This is a genomic window from Rhodopirellula sp. J20-39 (genome assembly GCF_057365095.1).
Genome location: NZ_CP195123.1, coordinates 3,008,567 through 3,023,667 on the forward strand (window position 1 = coordinate 3,008,567; position 15,101 = coordinate 3,023,667).

The 15,101-nt window shown below is 54.9% G+C and carries 11 protein-coding genes and 1 pseudogene; 4 read left to right on the forward strand and 8 right to left on the reverse strand.

Features of this window, described 5'->3' with window-relative positions; all coding sequences use genetic code 11:
• The first annotated feature begins 218 nt into the window (after positions 1–218).
• Positions 219–1,388 (forward strand): prenyltransferase/squalene oxidase repeat-containing protein, encoded by a 1,170-nt coding sequence (locus ACR3ZL_RS11125; RefSeq protein WP_473653090.1) that lies wholly within the window; start codon positions 219–221, stop codon positions 1,386–1,388.
• Between the two features lie 79 nt (positions 1,389–1,467).
• On the forward strand, positions 1,468–2,352 hold the full coding sequence (locus tag ACR3ZL_RS11130; protein ID WP_473653089.1) for a hypothetical protein: 885 nt from the start codon (positions 1,468–1,470) through the stop codon (positions 2,350–2,352).
• Here the strand turns inward: ACR3ZL_RS11130 and ACR3ZL_RS11135 are convergent.
• From ACR3ZL_RS11135 to ACR3ZL_RS11160, 6 genes are all read right to left on the reverse strand, one after another.
• Positions 2,275–4,803: a serine/threonine protein kinase gene (locus ACR3ZL_RS11135; RefSeq protein WP_473653088.1), complete on the reverse strand. Its 2,529-nt coding sequence runs from the start codon at positions 4,801–4,803 to the stop codon at positions 2,275–2,277. The two genes, ACR3ZL_RS11130 and ACR3ZL_RS11135, sit on opposite strands and share 78 nt — an antisense overlap.
• A 73-nt stretch (positions 4,804–4,876) precedes the next feature.
• A complete protein-coding gene (locus ACR3ZL_RS11140; protein WP_473653577.1) occupies positions 4,877–5,452 on the reverse strand; it encodes a sigma-70 family RNA polymerase sigma factor in 576 nt (191 codons plus the stop codon).
• 358 nt (positions 5,453–5,810) lie between these two features.
• Positions 5,811–8,087: a SulP family inorganic anion transporter gene (locus tag ACR3ZL_RS11145; protein WP_486173458.1), complete on the reverse strand. Its 2,277-nt coding sequence runs from the start codon at positions 8,085–8,087 to the stop codon at positions 5,811–5,813.
• A 260-nt stretch (positions 8,088–8,347) separates the two neighbouring features.
• Complete coding sequence (locus tag ACR3ZL_RS11150) at positions 8,348–8,665, reverse strand: hypothetical protein (RefSeq protein WP_473653086.1); 318 nt, start codon at positions 8,663–8,665, stop codon at positions 8,348–8,350.
• A 205-nt stretch (positions 8,666–8,870) separates the two neighbouring features.
• A complete protein-coding gene (gene sugE, locus ACR3ZL_RS11155; RefSeq protein WP_473653085.1) occupies positions 8,871–9,197 on the reverse strand; it encodes a quaternary ammonium compound efflux SMR transporter SugE in 327 nt (108 codons plus the stop codon).
• A gap of 142 nt (positions 9,198–9,339) precedes the next feature.
• Positions 9,340–10,023, reverse strand: a complete 684-nt coding sequence (locus ACR3ZL_RS11160; RefSeq protein ID WP_473653084.1) for an MOSC domain-containing protein — start codon at positions 10,021–10,023, stop codon at positions 9,340–9,342.
• Positions 10,024–10,327: 304 nt separating this feature from the next.
• Between ACR3ZL_RS11160 and hmpA the strand changes: the two are divergent.
• Positions 10,328–11,575, forward strand: a pseudogene (hmpA, locus tag ACR3ZL_RS11165) (NO-inducible flavohemoprotein); the annotation flags it as partial.
• A gap of 225 nt (positions 11,576–11,800) precedes the next feature.
• Positions 11,801–13,186, forward strand: coding sequence for a TlpA family protein disulfide reductase (locus tag ACR3ZL_RS11170; protein WP_486173459.1), 1,386 nt, complete (start codon positions 11,801–11,803; stop codon positions 13,184–13,186).
• Positions 13,187–13,271: 85 nt separating this feature from the next.
• Here ACR3ZL_RS11170 and ACR3ZL_RS11175 read toward each other — a convergent pair whose 3' ends face one another.
• Positions 13,272–13,859, reverse strand: a complete 588-nt coding sequence (locus ACR3ZL_RS11175) for a redoxin family protein (RefSeq protein ID WP_473653082.1) — start codon at positions 13,857–13,859, stop codon at positions 13,272–13,274.
• Positions 13,860–14,067: 208 nt separating this feature from the next.
• Positions 14,068–14,727, reverse strand: coding sequence for a pentapeptide repeat-containing protein (locus ACR3ZL_RS11180; protein ID WP_473653081.1), 660 nt, complete (start codon positions 14,725–14,727; stop codon positions 14,068–14,070).
• Between the last annotated feature and the right edge of the window lie 374 nt (positions 14,728–15,101).

The window sequence follows — 15,101 nt, forward strand, 5'->3', positions numbered from 1 at the left end:
GGTCTGCTGGCGGTGACCAGTGTGCGACTTGATTTTGATGGTCGGCACACCGTGTGCTTTGATCTTCTATCGCGATCTGCTCCGGTCGATCTGTCGATCGGGCAATGAAGGCTCTTTTCAAGGCGTTATCACACCGTTCACTGTATGACGTGGTGGTCAGCCAACGCCAAATCGAGCCGAGATCTTGTCCCCCAACTTCTCGATAGGAAGATTGATTGATGAATCAACGATGGAATTTCCGTCAGTCACGGCGTGTTTTTGTCCTCGCCGTTTCCATGCTGCCACTGTCCGCTGCGGCAACCGCAACCGCCGTGCACGCTGAAGAAAAAGCGAATCCAAAGCCGAAGTACGCCGAGCAACGCAACCAAGTGGTTGATAAAGCATTGGCGTTCTTGGCTGAGAGCGGCCAATCAGATGTAGGGACCTTCTCGGACCGAGTGGGCCCCGGTGTCACGGCATTGGCCATAACCGCAGCGATGAAGAATGGCCACGGTGTCGACGAACCGATGGTAGCGTCGGGGTTAAAGGCGTTGGAAGGTTTCGTTAAACCGGACGGCGGTATCTACGGCAACGGTCGATTAAAGAATTATGAAACTTGTGTCGCAATGGTCTGCTTTGCGGAGGCGAACCAGAGCGGGAAATACACTAAGACTTTGCAAAACGCCAAAAACTTTGTTACCGCGGTGCAGTACGGTGATGCGCAGTTGGATCCGAATAACCCAGACGCTCATCCAGAGTGGTATGGCGGCGTAGGCTATGGCGGTCCTGGTCGACCTGACCTGTCCAATACTGGCTACATGATCGAAGCACTGCGTGCGGCTGAAACGGAAGCTAGCGATCCGGCGATCCAGCGTGCTCTCGCTTTTGTGTCTCGCTGCCAAAACCTGGATTCCAAGTTCAATGACACGCCATTCGCGGCCAAGGTGAATGATGGTGGATTCTACTACGAGATCCCAACAACCAAGATCGATCCGAGCACGTCGGATGAGCGATACACCGCAAATGGCGGTCTTCGCAGTTACGGATCGATGTCCTACACAGGATTAAAAAGCATGATCTTTGCCGGTTTGACCAGCGAAGACCCGCGAGTCAAGGCAACCGTGCAGTGGATCACCGACCACTACGATCTGGATAACAATCCGGGCATGGGTTCGGCCGGTTTGTATTACTACTATCACACCTTTGCCGCTGGTTTGAACGCCGCCGGTATCAAAACGTTGAAGGATGCGGAGGGAGTGGAACACGACTGGAAGGCGGAACTGGTCAGCGAGCTAGCCAGCCGACAAAACGAGGACGGTTCGTGGAGCAACGAGAATGGTCGTTGGTTCGAAAATGACAAGAACCTTGCTACATCGTTCGCGCTGATGGCGTTGTCGCACTGTCAGTAGTGCTTTCGGTAGATAGTGCTTTCTATCACGGCAGCCTTCTAGCCAGGCCGTTTGGTCGTTTCACACGCGGAGCTTCTTCATGCGAACGCGAACGATTTGGATCGTTCACCTCGTCACGCTGGTCAACATCGTCTTAGGGGCGATGTTTGACTTGCGTTTTGAATCGTTGGTGGGGGCAGCGGTGTCGACGTTGAAGTCGCCAGGGGTTGCGCTGGAGAGCGTTGTCGAGCAGGGTGGGTATTTGCGTGTCGTTGCCATTTCGATTGCGATGGCCGTTGCGGCGGCGTCGTTGTTTTATCTTTTAGGCCGAGCGTTAGGGACTTCCCGAAATACACGGGGGCGATCGATTGGATCGCTGCTTGCCATCACGGCGGTCGTAGCGGTTTGGTGCAGTGTCGCGTCAAATCACCACTCCATCGCCTGGCAAGGCAAGCGAGTTCGACTGGCTTCGCAATTGGAAACGCTCGAGTCGATCGCCGACCCTTTGCGTCGTGATTGGCCGGAGCGGGATGGGGAGCTAGAAAACGGCGGCCCGTTTATGGCATATCCATTCGGTGCGCCCACGACATTGATCCTGTTGCAAGCTCCTAAGATTGACGCAGGTACTCTTTGTGTTAGTGCGGTCGAGCGTTCCAAGGATGGTGCTATCAAGTTGCAATTGAACAGCCCGCGACATGACGATTGGGCTGAATGGCACCCGCCATCGAGCCGGCCTGATTCATTCATTGGCGGCCTGAACGACCGACACCAAATTGATATGGCAACGTCGATCGGCCAAGGCTGGTATTTGGTTCGCTATCAAAACCCGAATCGCGTGCCGCCAACCGGTCTGGTCGAACATGATGAACACCAGGACGACCCTTCCGATTACGCGGTCACTGAGTCGCTAGGTTTTTCGAGGTCCCACTGGGGCACCGACCAACGATTCCCAAATTTGGCGCTGGTTGTCCGTCAGGATCTCTAAGATTTCTTTGACTGTCTTTTCAGTGACAGCGTTCATGTTGGGATCGAACGCGGGTGCCCAACGGCCATCACCTTGAAACTCCCGATTGCCTCGATTCCGGTCGGGGCCATTCCGGTCCGGGCTTGCTCGATCTGGTGTGATGCGATCGCCTCCGTTTCGATTCGTTTCGCGAGGACCATCGTTGTTTGGATTCGGGCCGCTGCCAAACTTCGGGCCGCTGCCAAACTCTGGACCACGCGGTCCGTTGCCTGGTGGTCCATTGTTAGGTGGTCCATTGTTAGGTGGTCCGTTGTTAGGTGGTCCGTTGTTAGGCGGGCCATTGTTAGGCGGGCCATTGTACGGACCGTCCCCACGCCATCCTGGGCCGCCAAATCGAGGCGGCCCGCCTTTGCCGGGACCCTCACGGCCATCACCTCGTCGATCGCCGCCGCGGTGGTCTCCACGTTTAGGCCGGTTCTCTTCGATAATGCGATTGATATCGTCTCTCTGTGCACGAGTTAAGTTCAACGCCGAGACGATCTCTGAGGTTTTAAACGTGAACGGCAAACGACGCTGGCGGGCAATTTGGTGCAGTCGAGTGAGCTGGGAATCGCTCAGCTTTTCACGCAATGACGAGTCAAACTCGCGAAGCAGCGATGACAATTCATCGTTGTCGGTCGTCATGCCGCCAATGAACTGGTTTTCGAAAGAATCTCGCTGCTCCTCGAATGACTGGATGGTTTGTTCGATTTCCGCCGCTTCGTCGGGATTGATCCCTAAGTCGGCTTGCACCCATCGTTCGGACAATTGCAAAAGCGGTGACAGGTTTTCCAAAACTTGAAGTTCGTTGACCATCCTTTGCACGCGAGCCGATGTGGCTTCGAGCTCGCTTGCTAATTGCGGTGCGTTGGCTCGCTTGGCTAAGAAGTCTTGGTAAAACGACAGCGATGTTTCTAGGAAGCTGCGTCGTAGATCTTGCAAGTCAGGTCGGTAGGCCAGTTCGCTTTCACTAAGGTTGCTAAACGCGTCGACGGCGCTGCGTGCTTGTTGAAAACTTTCTTGAGCGGCGAGCCGTTGTTCGGTTTCTCGCAACAGGGCGTTCGCGGTGTGCCGTTGTTCTCGCCAAATCATCAGTGTGGTTGCCAACAATCCCATCGTGGCAAGCAATAGCATGGCACTGGCGGCGGCCACCCAGCCGCTATTGCGACGTCGCCATTTGGCAAGTCGCTCCCACACCGTGGCCGGTTTGGCTGCGATTGGTTTGTCGTCCAACCAAGCCTGTAGATCGTCGGCGAGGGCGCCTGCACTGGAGTAGCGTTCTTGAGGCAACTTTGCGATCGCTTTGCGAATGATGGTGTCCAATTCCATCGGTAATGCCGGTTCGACCGACTTCGGCGTCGGGGGATCGTGCAAGGCAACCGCGTTTAGCATTTCGCGATAACCGTCTCCTTCGATCGCTGGACGTAGAGTCAATAATTCGTACAGCGTGACGCCAAGTGAGTAGATATCGGTGCGATGATCGAGTTGATCTCGCCGGCCCGAGGCTTGCTCGGGGCTCATGTACCGCAGCGTTCCCATGGGGTCGCCGGTGCGGGTGAGTTCCGATGCGCCGTCTTGAACCTGGGCGAGTCCGAAGTCGGTTACCCAGATTTTGCCAGCCGAATCCAGTAGCAAGTTGGCCGGTTTGATGTCTCGGTGAATGACTCCGTACTGGTGCGCGTGTTCAATCGCGACAGCGGCTTGGTAGGCCATCCGTACAACGGACTGGAAATAGCGAAGTTTGTCTTGGGACGTTGTTGACCGGAACGTGTCGTTCAAACGCGATCGTGTCGGCAGGGCAACTCCATCGGTATCGTCCAAGTGACGCGACGGTGCAGAAGGACGCGAGTCTTTGGCGGACACCGAGCTGCGTCTCGCAAGTCCAGGGAGACCAGGCAGGGAATCTGCTTCCCGCATGCTTTGGATCAGTTCCGCTAGCGTGCTGCCGTCGATCATCTGCATCGCGTAGTAGTGAACTCCACGATCACTTCCGACGGCGTAGACGGGCACGATGTTGGTATGGTGCAGTGCCGCCGCGGCGTGAGCTTCGTTGCGAAACCGCTGCAAACGGACCGCGTCTAAGCCACTGGCAAATGGCAGAACTTTTAGCGCGACGTGTCGCCCGAGTGAAAGCTGTATCGCTTCATACACCACTCCCATCCCGCCGCGTCCCAGTTCGCCGACGATCTGGAAGTCCCCGATCGGTTTGGCGGTGAACTCCGCATCTGGAGCCACCATGCTTTGCGACTTCGGCTCCGCGGCTCGGTGGACCAACGCCAAGCCTTCCAAGGACGGACGCAACTCGCCGGCGATTTCGGCGTGTTGTTGCAAGAACTCCTCTTGCGAAGGTGCGTTACCTGCATCGAGCAGTTGCATGTAATCCTTGACTGCTGCAACCACGCGGAAATCGTCAGTGTCGTCGAATTCGTTCATGATCGTTTTGATGTCCTTCGTTGCCCGTCCATGGCATTCCAGAGCAACGATGCCGTCGCTCGCTTGCTGGACGTTATGCCATGTGTTGTTTTAGTTTCGCTAAGCCACGCACCCACAATTTTTCAACGCTGTCGACGCTGCGGTCCATCAAGCGAGCAACTTCAGCGAACGGCAATCCGTCAACATGACGAAGCACGATCACTTGCCGATAATCATCTGGAAGCCCTTCCAACGCACCAGCTAATTGCAGGAACGCTTCATTGCGAGCGAAGTGTTGGCTTGGCGAAGTGACATCGCCGGCGAGTTGGGATTGCAGGAATCCGGTCGCACTGGCGAGGCTTTGGTTTAAGCGTTGTTCCAATCGCGGGTCGCGTTTTTGAGTTCCTAAAAACTTGCGAACATGCATCGCCAAAGTGTTCGAAAGGATGCCCCGCAGCCAGCCGGCGAACTCTTCGGCCGAGTCACCCCGGAATTCCGCGATGTTGCCGTGAGCAGCCAGGAAGACTTCTTGGGCCACATCCGATGGGTCGGCTTTGCCTTGCATGTGATGGTGTAATTGAGTGCGTGCCAAAAAGACGACGTATTTGCGGTAGCTGACCAGCAACTCCCCCAATGCGTCTCCGTCACCGTTTCGCGCAGCCTCGATCAAACGTTCGGTACGGCTAAGTGAAGCCGAGCGGCTGTAGGATTCAGACTGGCTAAATGATTCGGATCGGCCGTGTGAAGCCGACACGTCGGCGTGGGACTGGCCGGGCGGTGACTCTGGGCGTCGAGAATCAAAGGCCTTTGATCGTTCGTTCAAAAGGGACGTTCTCTTCGGTATGGAATACGGGATCGTGTTGACGAACTCATCGCCAGGCACGCGATCGCGGCGTCCAGAGTTGGCGGTTGCCAAATAACCTGTTGCAGAAAACGAGCAAAGCCGCCGCATGAAATTCAATTCTAACGAATTTATTTTCCACGCGGCGGCTAGCTAGAGGTTTCAAGCGTCCGATCTTGTCGCTCGCTTATGCCGAAGCGACTTGCGAAGTCAGAGGGGTTAGGAAGTCGATGTGGCCCGTTTTGACGTCATAAATCGCGCCGACAACTTTGACCTGGCCGCTATCGACGGCTTTGGAAATAACGTTGCTGCGTTCGACAATCAGCGAAACGGTATGCAACACGTTTCGGCGTGCGACTTCGTCAACAATCTTTTCAGCTTCCTCGGCGGTTTGGTTTTCCGACTTGGCACTGGTCAGATCCACGCTCGGTGCAATCTCGTCGACAATCGATTGAAGGTGCTGGCATCCCGTCGCCGATTCAGCGTTCTGGCCGTTGGAAACCAGATTGACTGACGAGGTCACCGCACCACATCGGGTGTGTCCCAATACCATCACCAGCTTGACGCCGGCGACGGCGACGGCGTATTCCAAGCTGCCCAGCGACTTCGTTCCGACCACGTTGCCAGCAACCCGGACGCTAAAGATATCTCCCACGCCTAAGTCAAATACCAGTTCCGTCGGCACTCGCGAATCAATGCAGCTCAAGATCGCCGCCAACGGGTTTTGCCCCGACGCGGTGGCGTTGACCTGACGTCCCAAATCGCGGTTTAAACGAGTGCCCTTCACGAACCTCGCATTACCATCCTTCAACAAATCGATGACCTGATCCGCCGTGATCTGTTCTTGCAGTTCGCGGGTCGTGTAGTCCGCAAACTGAATCACGTCATTGAGTTCGTATTTAGTCCTAAAACCGACCAAATTGACCAACACGTTTCGCTTGGGAGCGATGTTGTCGGTGAAGTCACGGATCAGACTGAGAACGTCAGGATCGATGTAGTCCGAGGCGGTTGCGTCGACAACAAGCCGGCTGCCTTCGGGTGCTTCATTCAACGTACGTTCGACCGCGGCACGGTTCAGGAAGCTGACTTGGTTGGCTAGTTCGACGTGGGTGATATCCCCAGCCAACCGACGCTCGATCACACGGCGAATTGGACGTCGCAGGTTACTGTTCAAGATAAACAGAATCGCGATACCCAAACCAATCAAAATACCGATCAGCAAGTCCGTCATCACGATCGCGACGACCGTAACAATGAAAGGAACGAATTGGTATCGGCCCTCATTCCACATCTGTTTGAATAAACGGGGGCTAGCCAGTTTGAAACCGGTTACCAACAGAATCGCTGCCAAGGCGGACAACGGAATCATGTTCATCAATGTTGGGAACAGGGCGACCGCAATTAACAGTAGCACACCGTGAAAAATCGCTGACAATTTGGTTTTGTTGCCCGAGTTGACGTTCACGCTACCGCGAACAATTACCGATGTGACAGGCAAGCCACCAATCAGGCCGCAAACCAGGTTGCCGCATCCCTGAGCGATCAATTCACGACTTGGAGGAGAGTTGCGTTTCGCCGGGTCAATTTTGTCGACCGCTTCCAAGTTCAATAGCGTTTCGAGCGATGCGACCACGGCGATGGTGATCGCTCCGATGTAGACGGCCGGATTCGCGAGCTGCGTAAAATCGGGAAGTCGCAAAAAGCCAATGAACTCGGACGCGGAGCTGGCAACTGGAATCTGGACGAGGTGGCTGGCTTCGACCGTCCAATCGCCACCCATGCCTTTGAAAAAGTAGCTTATCGCGGTGCCGATAATGACGACGATCAATGGTGCCGGCACCAGTGATTTCTTCAACGCGGGGATGCGATCCCACAACAGCAAGATCGCGATCGAAAGCAAGCCGATGACCATCGCGCCTTGGTGGATGTCACCGGCGAAAGTCGTAAACAATTCAGTAAACGTGTTCTCGTTGTCAGGTTGATTGAATGACATCTCCCCTTCCGGGTCGGCATCGTGGCCGACAACGTGCGGGATCTGTTTCAGAATCAGGATCACACCGATCGCGACCAGCAATCCCTTAATCACGCTGGACGGGAAGAACGCGGACAAGGCACCACCTTTGGCGATACCGAAACCAATTTGGATCGCTCCGGCCAGTGTCACCGCCAGCAGAAACGCTTCAAACGATCCCAGTACTGCGATTTGAGCGGCAACGATCGCAGTTAGACCAGCGGCCGGGCCACTGACGCTGGTGTGAGAACCGCTGAAGATTGCCACGATCGTCCCGCCGACAATGCCGGCAAGCAATCCAGAAAAGAGGTCCGCCCCCGACGCCAGCGCGATGCCTAGGCAAAGCGGCAAAGCAACGAGGAAAACGACGACACCCGCGACTAAGTCATGGATGATCGTCGACGGTGAAAACAGTGAGGTCGGTGTGGTAGTGGTAGAAGGTTGGGGATGCATCAGCGCGCACTTTTATTCATGAAAGAAATCGTCGAATGTGGGGATACAATACAAACCCGATTTCAGTCGCCGTGCTCGAATGAGCAGACGAGTGAAACCGTATCACTTAGCGAGTTTTGGTAGCGACCATCTATTGGTCCGCTTCTAAGTTGGCTTCCCGGAAGGCACGCATTGTTATGCGGATCTTCCCTGGGAACTCAATCATTGAGATCGCGTGAATTTTGGGTTCGGATTGCAAGTTGACGGAGCAACGTCGACGGCTAACAACGAATGGGCGCGAGGCAATCATTGGTGAAACGATGGCCGACAATGGCATGCTTGTGGCCGCTGCAAAGCTGGGGCAGCCGGCGGTCATGCTTGCTAGCGAAAACCTTCGCGGCAATCCCACGATAGCGACGTTCAGGAGCCCGTCGTTGGGAGGAGCACGCCAGCCGCTCTTTGACTTCTTCCGATTGTGTTTGGGTCTCGTTTTCAACGATTCCCCGGCACATCGATGCTGTGATCCCAAAGCTGGGCAGCGCAAAGAGTACCAATAAGACGAAGGGCATCACGCTTTTGAATTGTTTGGCGGATGTCATCGACGGGGACAATGCTTTTTGTAAACGAGAGAGAGAGCAACGCTTATGGAAATGAAAGTGAGTCTCACCTTATTCGAAACTCGATTGTACCTGGGCGATGCGGGGTGGCAAGAGAGATATCACGGACGCCGTAGAACAAGTGTTCGCTGTTTTTTGCGGTAAATTCAGCTGTTTTTACTACAAATTGGTTCGGGCCGGGGCTCGATCACTGGCCTGCCGTAGGCGCAAATTTAAGCCCCAGAATTCCGGCAACAATCAATGTAATGCACAGAATGCGGACGATGTCGCGAGACTCATTAAACAGAATGATCCCTGCGATCGCGGTTCCAACGGCACCAATGCCCGTCCAGACCGCGTATCCGGTGCCTACTGGGATGGTCTTTAGCGAGTAGGAAAGCAGCACCATGCTGATCACCATCGCGCTCACAGTCGCGATGGTCGGAATCGGTTTTGAAAAGCCATCGGTGTATTTCAAACCGATTGCCCAACCAATTTCCAGCAGACCAGCGATTGTGAGATAGATCCAAGCCATACTAATTTCCAGCGTCAATGCGGTTTGTCAGGGAAGGTGATATCGATGCGGTAATTGAATCAGTCTGGCCAGATTCGGCATCCAACAGGGCCGATAGCTTGTCGGTGTGATTCGCTCGGCCAAGTTCGGTCGCGAATTTTGGTTAACCGCTGAGTCGTTTAGCCGTGTCAGGTTCGGTACCCTTGGTGACCCGTTTGGTCAGAGTAGCCTGCCAGCTAGGCGATAGCGATGGGATGGACAAAAGGGCGGCAGCGGCGTCGATGTTGTTCTTGTCGTGGTGCATGACTTGGTTCGCCGCTTCGATGGTCCAGTCTGGCCAAGGGCGGTCGATTAGATCCATGGTGTCGCCTCGCTGCACATGCCCTTCTTTCAGGACTCGAAAGTACCAGCCGGTGAACCCAGTTTGTTGAACTTGGAGAGCCAGCGTTTTGATGTCCCACCGGCGAGCGAGTTTCCAGCACGGCTGCCGAGGCTGCGATACCTGCACGGTTGTTTCACCGATCGACCACGTGTCGCCAATGCAGACATCGTGTTCGGTGAGACGACCGACGGTGAAGTTTTCACCAAAGGCGCCGCCGCTCAAGCCTGGAAGCTGAAGTTGGTCTCGCCAGTACGGATAGTGCTGCGCCGCGTAAACGCAGACTGCTTTGTGTGGCCCACCGTGGTGTTCCAAGTCGGCCTGGCCATCGCCGACAAGATTGGTCGTCCCCAACCATATCGGGTCGATGATCGGTTCTTTAAGGAAACCCGATTCCCAAGGTTTGTCATCACCCAGTGTTCGCGGTTGACCGACCTGGATCGAAAGCAGTTCAGCGTTTTGAGGCATGGTGGGATGCTATTGAGGTTGGCTGCTGGTGTCTAACCGTTCTTTATACACGACACGGTTTGCATAGAGGACACGGTTTCTATGCAGGATGCGTTTGCAAGTAGGACAAAGCGTTCACGCTTGGGTTCAGTGATCATTCCTCTTGTTTCAACGTCACAAGAGAGGTCCGTGCCTTCCTAAGATTTTAATGTACACCTTGACGTGCAGGTTTGTTTGTGTACTTTAATCGCTTTCCCACCTGGCTGCCATCTGAGCTTTCGCATTCGAGACAGATGGGACAAAGCCGTTCCATTCCCACCAGAGAGCGTTTTGCATGTTGAGCGAAAAGACCATTCGGATCGTGAAGGAAATTACACCCTTGGTCGCGGCCAACGCGGAGGTGATTACGACACGCTTTTATGAGCGGATGTTCGAGGTGAATCCGGAAGTCAAGGTGTTCTTCAATCAGTCTCACCAACACACCGGCGGGCAACAAAAGGCTTTGGCGGGCGCGATTTGTGCCTACTTCACCCACATCGATAACCCCGCGGTGCTGATGCCGGCGGTCGAGTTGATCGCTCAAAAACATTGTTCGTTGGGCATCCAGGCCGAACACTATCCAATCGTGGGCAGTAATTTGTTAGCGGCGATTAAAGATGTGATGGGCGACGCAGCGACGGATGACATTGTCGAAGCCGTTGCCGAAGCGTATAGCTTTTTGGCGGACATCTTCATCGGCCGCGAAGGTGCGATTTACAATGAGCAACAAGCTGCACCAGGCGGTTGGGTCGGCACGCGTGATTTTGTGGTCGCACGAAAGGTTCCCGAAAGTGACGTTGTTACGTCGTACTATTTGAAGCCCGAAGACGAAGGCGAGTTACCGCCGTTCAAGCCGGGGCAATACATCACGGTTCATATCGAACATCCGCACACGCCGACTTCGCCGAGGAACTACAGTTTGTCCGATCGGGCGGGTGAGCCGCACTATCGAATCAGTGTGAAGCGAGAGGAACGTTTGGTGGCCGACGCCCCCGACGGACTGATTTCGAATCATTTGCATGATGCAGTACAGGAGGGTGATCGCGTGAAGGTCGGCCCACCGTGTGGTGAGTTTACCGTCGATCCCAATTCGGTCGCCAAACCGGTTGTCATGCTGGCCGGTGGCATCGGTGTGACACCCCTGTTGTCGATGGCAAAGTCGATCATCCACGCGAATCCGAATGCAGAAATCTATTTCTTACAAGCGGCCCGAAACAGCAAAGTGCACGCGTTCGCCGACGAGGTTCGAAACTTGGCGGCGGCCGGACCTAATGTGAAGACGCGAGTGATGTATGACGCACCTGAGCCCGGGGATTTGGAAAGCGGCAAGTGCAACGACGTTGGCTTTGTCAAAGCGGATTTGTTGCGACAATGGACGCCGGTTGCCGACGCGGATTTCTACTTTTGTGGACCCAAGCCGTTCATGCAGAGCGTCCACACGTGCTTGCATGAGTTGGGTGTCGATGAACAGCGAGTTCGCTACGAATTCTTCGGGCCTAAACAAGATCTGGTTTGTCCGGCTGGCCACGTTTAGCCGCTGTCTTGAGTTGATTTGACTGGCGTTTAGCGAGTTTTTGTCTGTTGCAGGCCTCGCAGCTTCGGGCAACCCGATCGGGTTAAGGTAGTTTTCCTAAAAAAATTTCCCTTTGTTCGTAGATGCCAGTCCGCGGCCGGGTTTGTACCTGTATCCAACGTCCGCAAAGTCGGACTCGATCGTGTTCGAGTCCGTAAGCGGCTCTATTCGGCATACAGGTATCTAATGACACGCCATCCATTCAGCGAACGCCACGCATCCAGCTCGTTCTTATCGAAGTGTTCTTTGACGCCGGATGTCGCGGTCAAGTGGATGGTGCCGTTGGCGGCGGTCGTATTTCTGATTTCGTGTTTGCCGCATGCTGCCTATGCCCAGCGTGGTCAGGGAATGCGTCGGGGGCCGAATGCAGGCGGCGGTCGTCAGCCCATCGTTCTTTCGGAAGGGCAATTGCCAAATAGTGATGCGTTGACGGCCGATGGCGATCCAATCAAGGTTCGCGACCTGATTGACGGTAAGTACACGGTGCTGAGGACCGGTTGTTTGACGTGTCCCGAATTCCTGCGTGCCTACACCGAGCTAGAAGCGGCCGCAGTGGACTATGAAGAGTTGGGCGTTCAATTTTTCTATGTGTTTCAAAGTTTGCGGCATCCCGAGCGGGAGGGTTATGTGCAGGCCCAAAACACCCAAGAACGCTTAATGCAACTTGTCGAAGCGAAGCGGAAGTTGGGCACGAAGGTTCCTTGGATTGCCGATACCATCGACGATTCCTTTCGCGTTGCGATGAAAACGAATTCCAACTCAGTCTTCGTCATTTCGCCCGAGGGCGAGATCGTATATGCCGCCGATCGTATGAACGGTGACGGGCTTCGGCAAGCATTGACTCGACTGGTTGGCCCGGTCGCAAACCCGACGTCCGCTAGCGACCTGAACTTCCCACGTTTAGATCGCTTTCGGCCCACCAATGTGACCAACGAGATCCGCGTTGAACGGCCCGATGGATTGGTCATCTTGTCGATAACGCCAGCCAACCCTGAGGAAATGTATTACGTCAAACTTCGAGCTGAAGCGGAACCCGCCCTGTTGGAAACGGGCAAAGGTCGTTTGTTTCTAGGGTTCTATCCGGACCCCATTCATGACGCCCACTGGAACAATCTGACGCCAGCGATGAAGTATGAGCTAGAGCTACCCGAGGGAGTCTCGGCCGATCCCGCTTCCGCCGTTGCACAGAAAGGGCCCGGCGATAGCGATGCGGAGCCTCGGCAGTTCTGGGTGAACGTGGATGCCGATCAAACGCCTGGCGACTTCAAATTGACTTTGCACTATTACGCATGTGCGCCGGGGATGTGTGAGGCGATGACTCATCAGTACACAATCGCGTTCACCGCCGAAGATAAGAACTCACGTACCTACAGCTTCAACAAAGGGCAAGGGCGTCAGGGCGGGGGCGCCCAAGGTGGAGGTACTCGACCAGGCGGAGGTGGACGTGCAGCAGGAGGCCGCTCATCAGGTAACCGGTCACCCGGTGCCGGCGGCCGCGGGAATGGCGGCGGAGGATTTGGCGGTGCGAACCGGCCACGCGGCACTCAGGACGATCGTTCAGGAGGCCGCTAGAAATTACGGAGCAACTTACGAGTGACTTGGTATGTCGAATCAGTACACTCGTTTTTTAAAGTCGCAATAATTTAGACTTCGCGGATTAAGGTAGCTCAGCGAGTACGGTGGCTACGTCGGCTCGATCGCCGTGCGAGATGACTGTCTTACCGAACACGATCTTTTGATCCTGGTTCACGACAAACGTGGAAGGATAAGCGGTTTCGCGTGGAGCGTCCCAACGCAAGCCCCAAGCGTTGGTGAACTTGTAGTCAGGATCCAAAACGAAGTGATAATTCGCCGGGAACGACCGGCCGCCTTGGAAGTCTTTGGCGTGCATGTCCAACAAATCGGCTGGTCCGGGGTAGATCATGACGACTTCGACGTCAGCAAATTTGGATTGCTTGCTGAGGAATTCACCAACTTGCCGACTGCACATGGGGCACTGCTTTCCTGGCCAGCCGCGGAGGACCATCACGACGACAGGCGACTTCTTAGTAAGCGATTTTAACGAGACCGCTTTCCCATCCACATTCGTTAATTCGAAATCGGGAGCTTCTTGCCCAACTTTCGGTGGATGGGGTGGTTCCTTACCCGGAGTTGCTTGTCGACGGCCTTGAGCCTGTGCGGTGACCGAGAAGGTTGCTAGCGATAGCAACAGGAATAGGCCGACTTTTACGCTGCGAATTTGCATTGGGGTCCTTTGCGTGGTTTCGTAGAAAGATGCTCATTGGGGATGTTCTTCGCTCTCATTGATCCGCCATCCACAACAGCCGTTTAGCATAGCGAGGCCACTGGTCAGAGCGGGCGTGAAAGCGGGACAATGACTGGTTACGCGGTGGATGGATCGGGGTGAGTGCGGAGACAACTCGCTTTACGTCTCGTTCAACTTCACAAGCTGGCTAGTTTCGTGCGGGAGTGGCTTCGACGACTACGCCCAGCAGGGGTGCGAAGTCAGCGACTTGGTGCGGATCGACGATCGTCCCTCGCAGTGCCTCGGCGTCGATCTGGATCCCAGCGATTTGGGAACCTCGCAAGTCTAAGTGGTCGAGTGATGATCCCGAGAATCGTGCGTTGCGAAGATCGCAGTCGCGGAACACGACCCGCTTCAAGGATGCACGCTGGAAGTCCGTCTCGCGAAGGTCACAATCTTCAAACCGACAATTGGCGAGGTGGGAATCTTGGAAAATGGACAAGTCGAGTTTGCAGCCGCTGAACAATGTGTTCCGCAACCTTCCATCGGAAAAGCTTAAGCCAGTCGCTCGAGCACGATGAAACTCGGTGTTCGTGAGTCTGGCTTCGCAACAGTTCAGGTTCGACAGAGTGCAGCCGCTGAAAAGGATTTCGGTTAGCTCGGCCGCTGTCCAGGTTCCGCCGGAGATGTCGACTTTGTTAAAGTGCGAGTGTTCGATCACGATGTCCGAATTGAGTGACTGTCTGAGGTCGGCGTCGCGAACGATGATCGAGTGGTAAGACTGATCCGATTGAAATGAATCGCCTTGCATTGGCGTCAAGCGAGCTTTGGAAAACTTGCTGACAAGCGAGCGATGTTTGGCGTTCATGCAATATCGGTAAAATGGAAAGGAGTACAGATTTGGTGCGTGAGAGTACCATTGCGAACGCATGGTAGCCCGCGTCGTCGAAGTCCCGCAAGGCAATGGATTCTGCGAGGTATTGAGCTTGTGCCAACAAGATGTCTCTTGCGGTCAAGCAGCGGGTTTACCAGACACTGCTCGCGAGACGAGGTTCAAGTGTGCTGCCGGCGAAGGGATGGCCTGCTTGTGACGGATGTTGTGGTGATCGGTGTTGAAGCAGTTCGTCCGAGGGGGTGGCTTACGTAATGGTTTCTAAGTGCGGCACTTTTAAGGGCCGATAGCGATAATCCCTCCCGTTGTTGAATTACTCAATCACGGTCGCTTTGTCCCGCCTTCTTTGG

Bases quoted from the DNA above. Each gene is read 5' to 3' on its own strand.
- ACR3ZL_RS11125 (WP_473653090.1), top strand. From the start codon at position 219: ATGAATCAACGATGGAATTTCCGTCAGTCACGGCGTGTTTTTGTCCTC.
- ACR3ZL_RS11130 (WP_473653089.1), top strand. From the start codon at position 1,468: ATGCGAACGCGAACGATTTGGATCGTTCACCTCGTCACGCTGGTCAAC.
- ACR3ZL_RS11135 (WP_473653088.1), bottom strand. From the start codon at position 4,803: ATGAACGAATTCGACGACACTGACGATTTCCGCGTGGTTGCAGCAGTC.
- ACR3ZL_RS11145 (WP_486173458.1), bottom strand. From the start codon at position 8,087: ATGCATCCCCAACCTTCTACCACTACCACACCGACCTCACTGTTTTCA.
- ACR3ZL_RS11150 (WP_473653086.1), bottom strand. From the start codon at position 8,665: ATGACATCCGCCAAACAATTCAAAAGCGTGATGCCCTTCGTCTTATTG.
- sugE (WP_473653085.1), bottom strand. From the start codon at position 9,197: ATGGCTTGGATCTATCTCACAATCGCTGGTCTGCTGGAAATTGGTTGG.
- ACR3ZL_RS11160 (WP_473653084.1), bottom strand. From the start codon at position 10,023: ATGCCTCAAAACGCTGAACTGCTTTCGATCCAGGTCGGTCAACCGCGA.
- ACR3ZL_RS11170 (WP_486173459.1), top strand. From the start codon at position 11,801: ATGACACGCCATCCATTCAGCGAACGCCACGCATCCAGCTCGTTCTTA.
- ACR3ZL_RS11175 (WP_473653082.1), bottom strand. From the start codon at position 13,859: ATGCAAATTCGCAGCGTAAAAGTCGGCCTATTCCTGTTGCTATCGCTA.
- ACR3ZL_RS11180 (WP_473653081.1), bottom strand. From the start codon at position 14,727: ATGAACGCCAAACATCGCTCGCTTGTCAGCAAGTTTTCCAAAGCTCGC.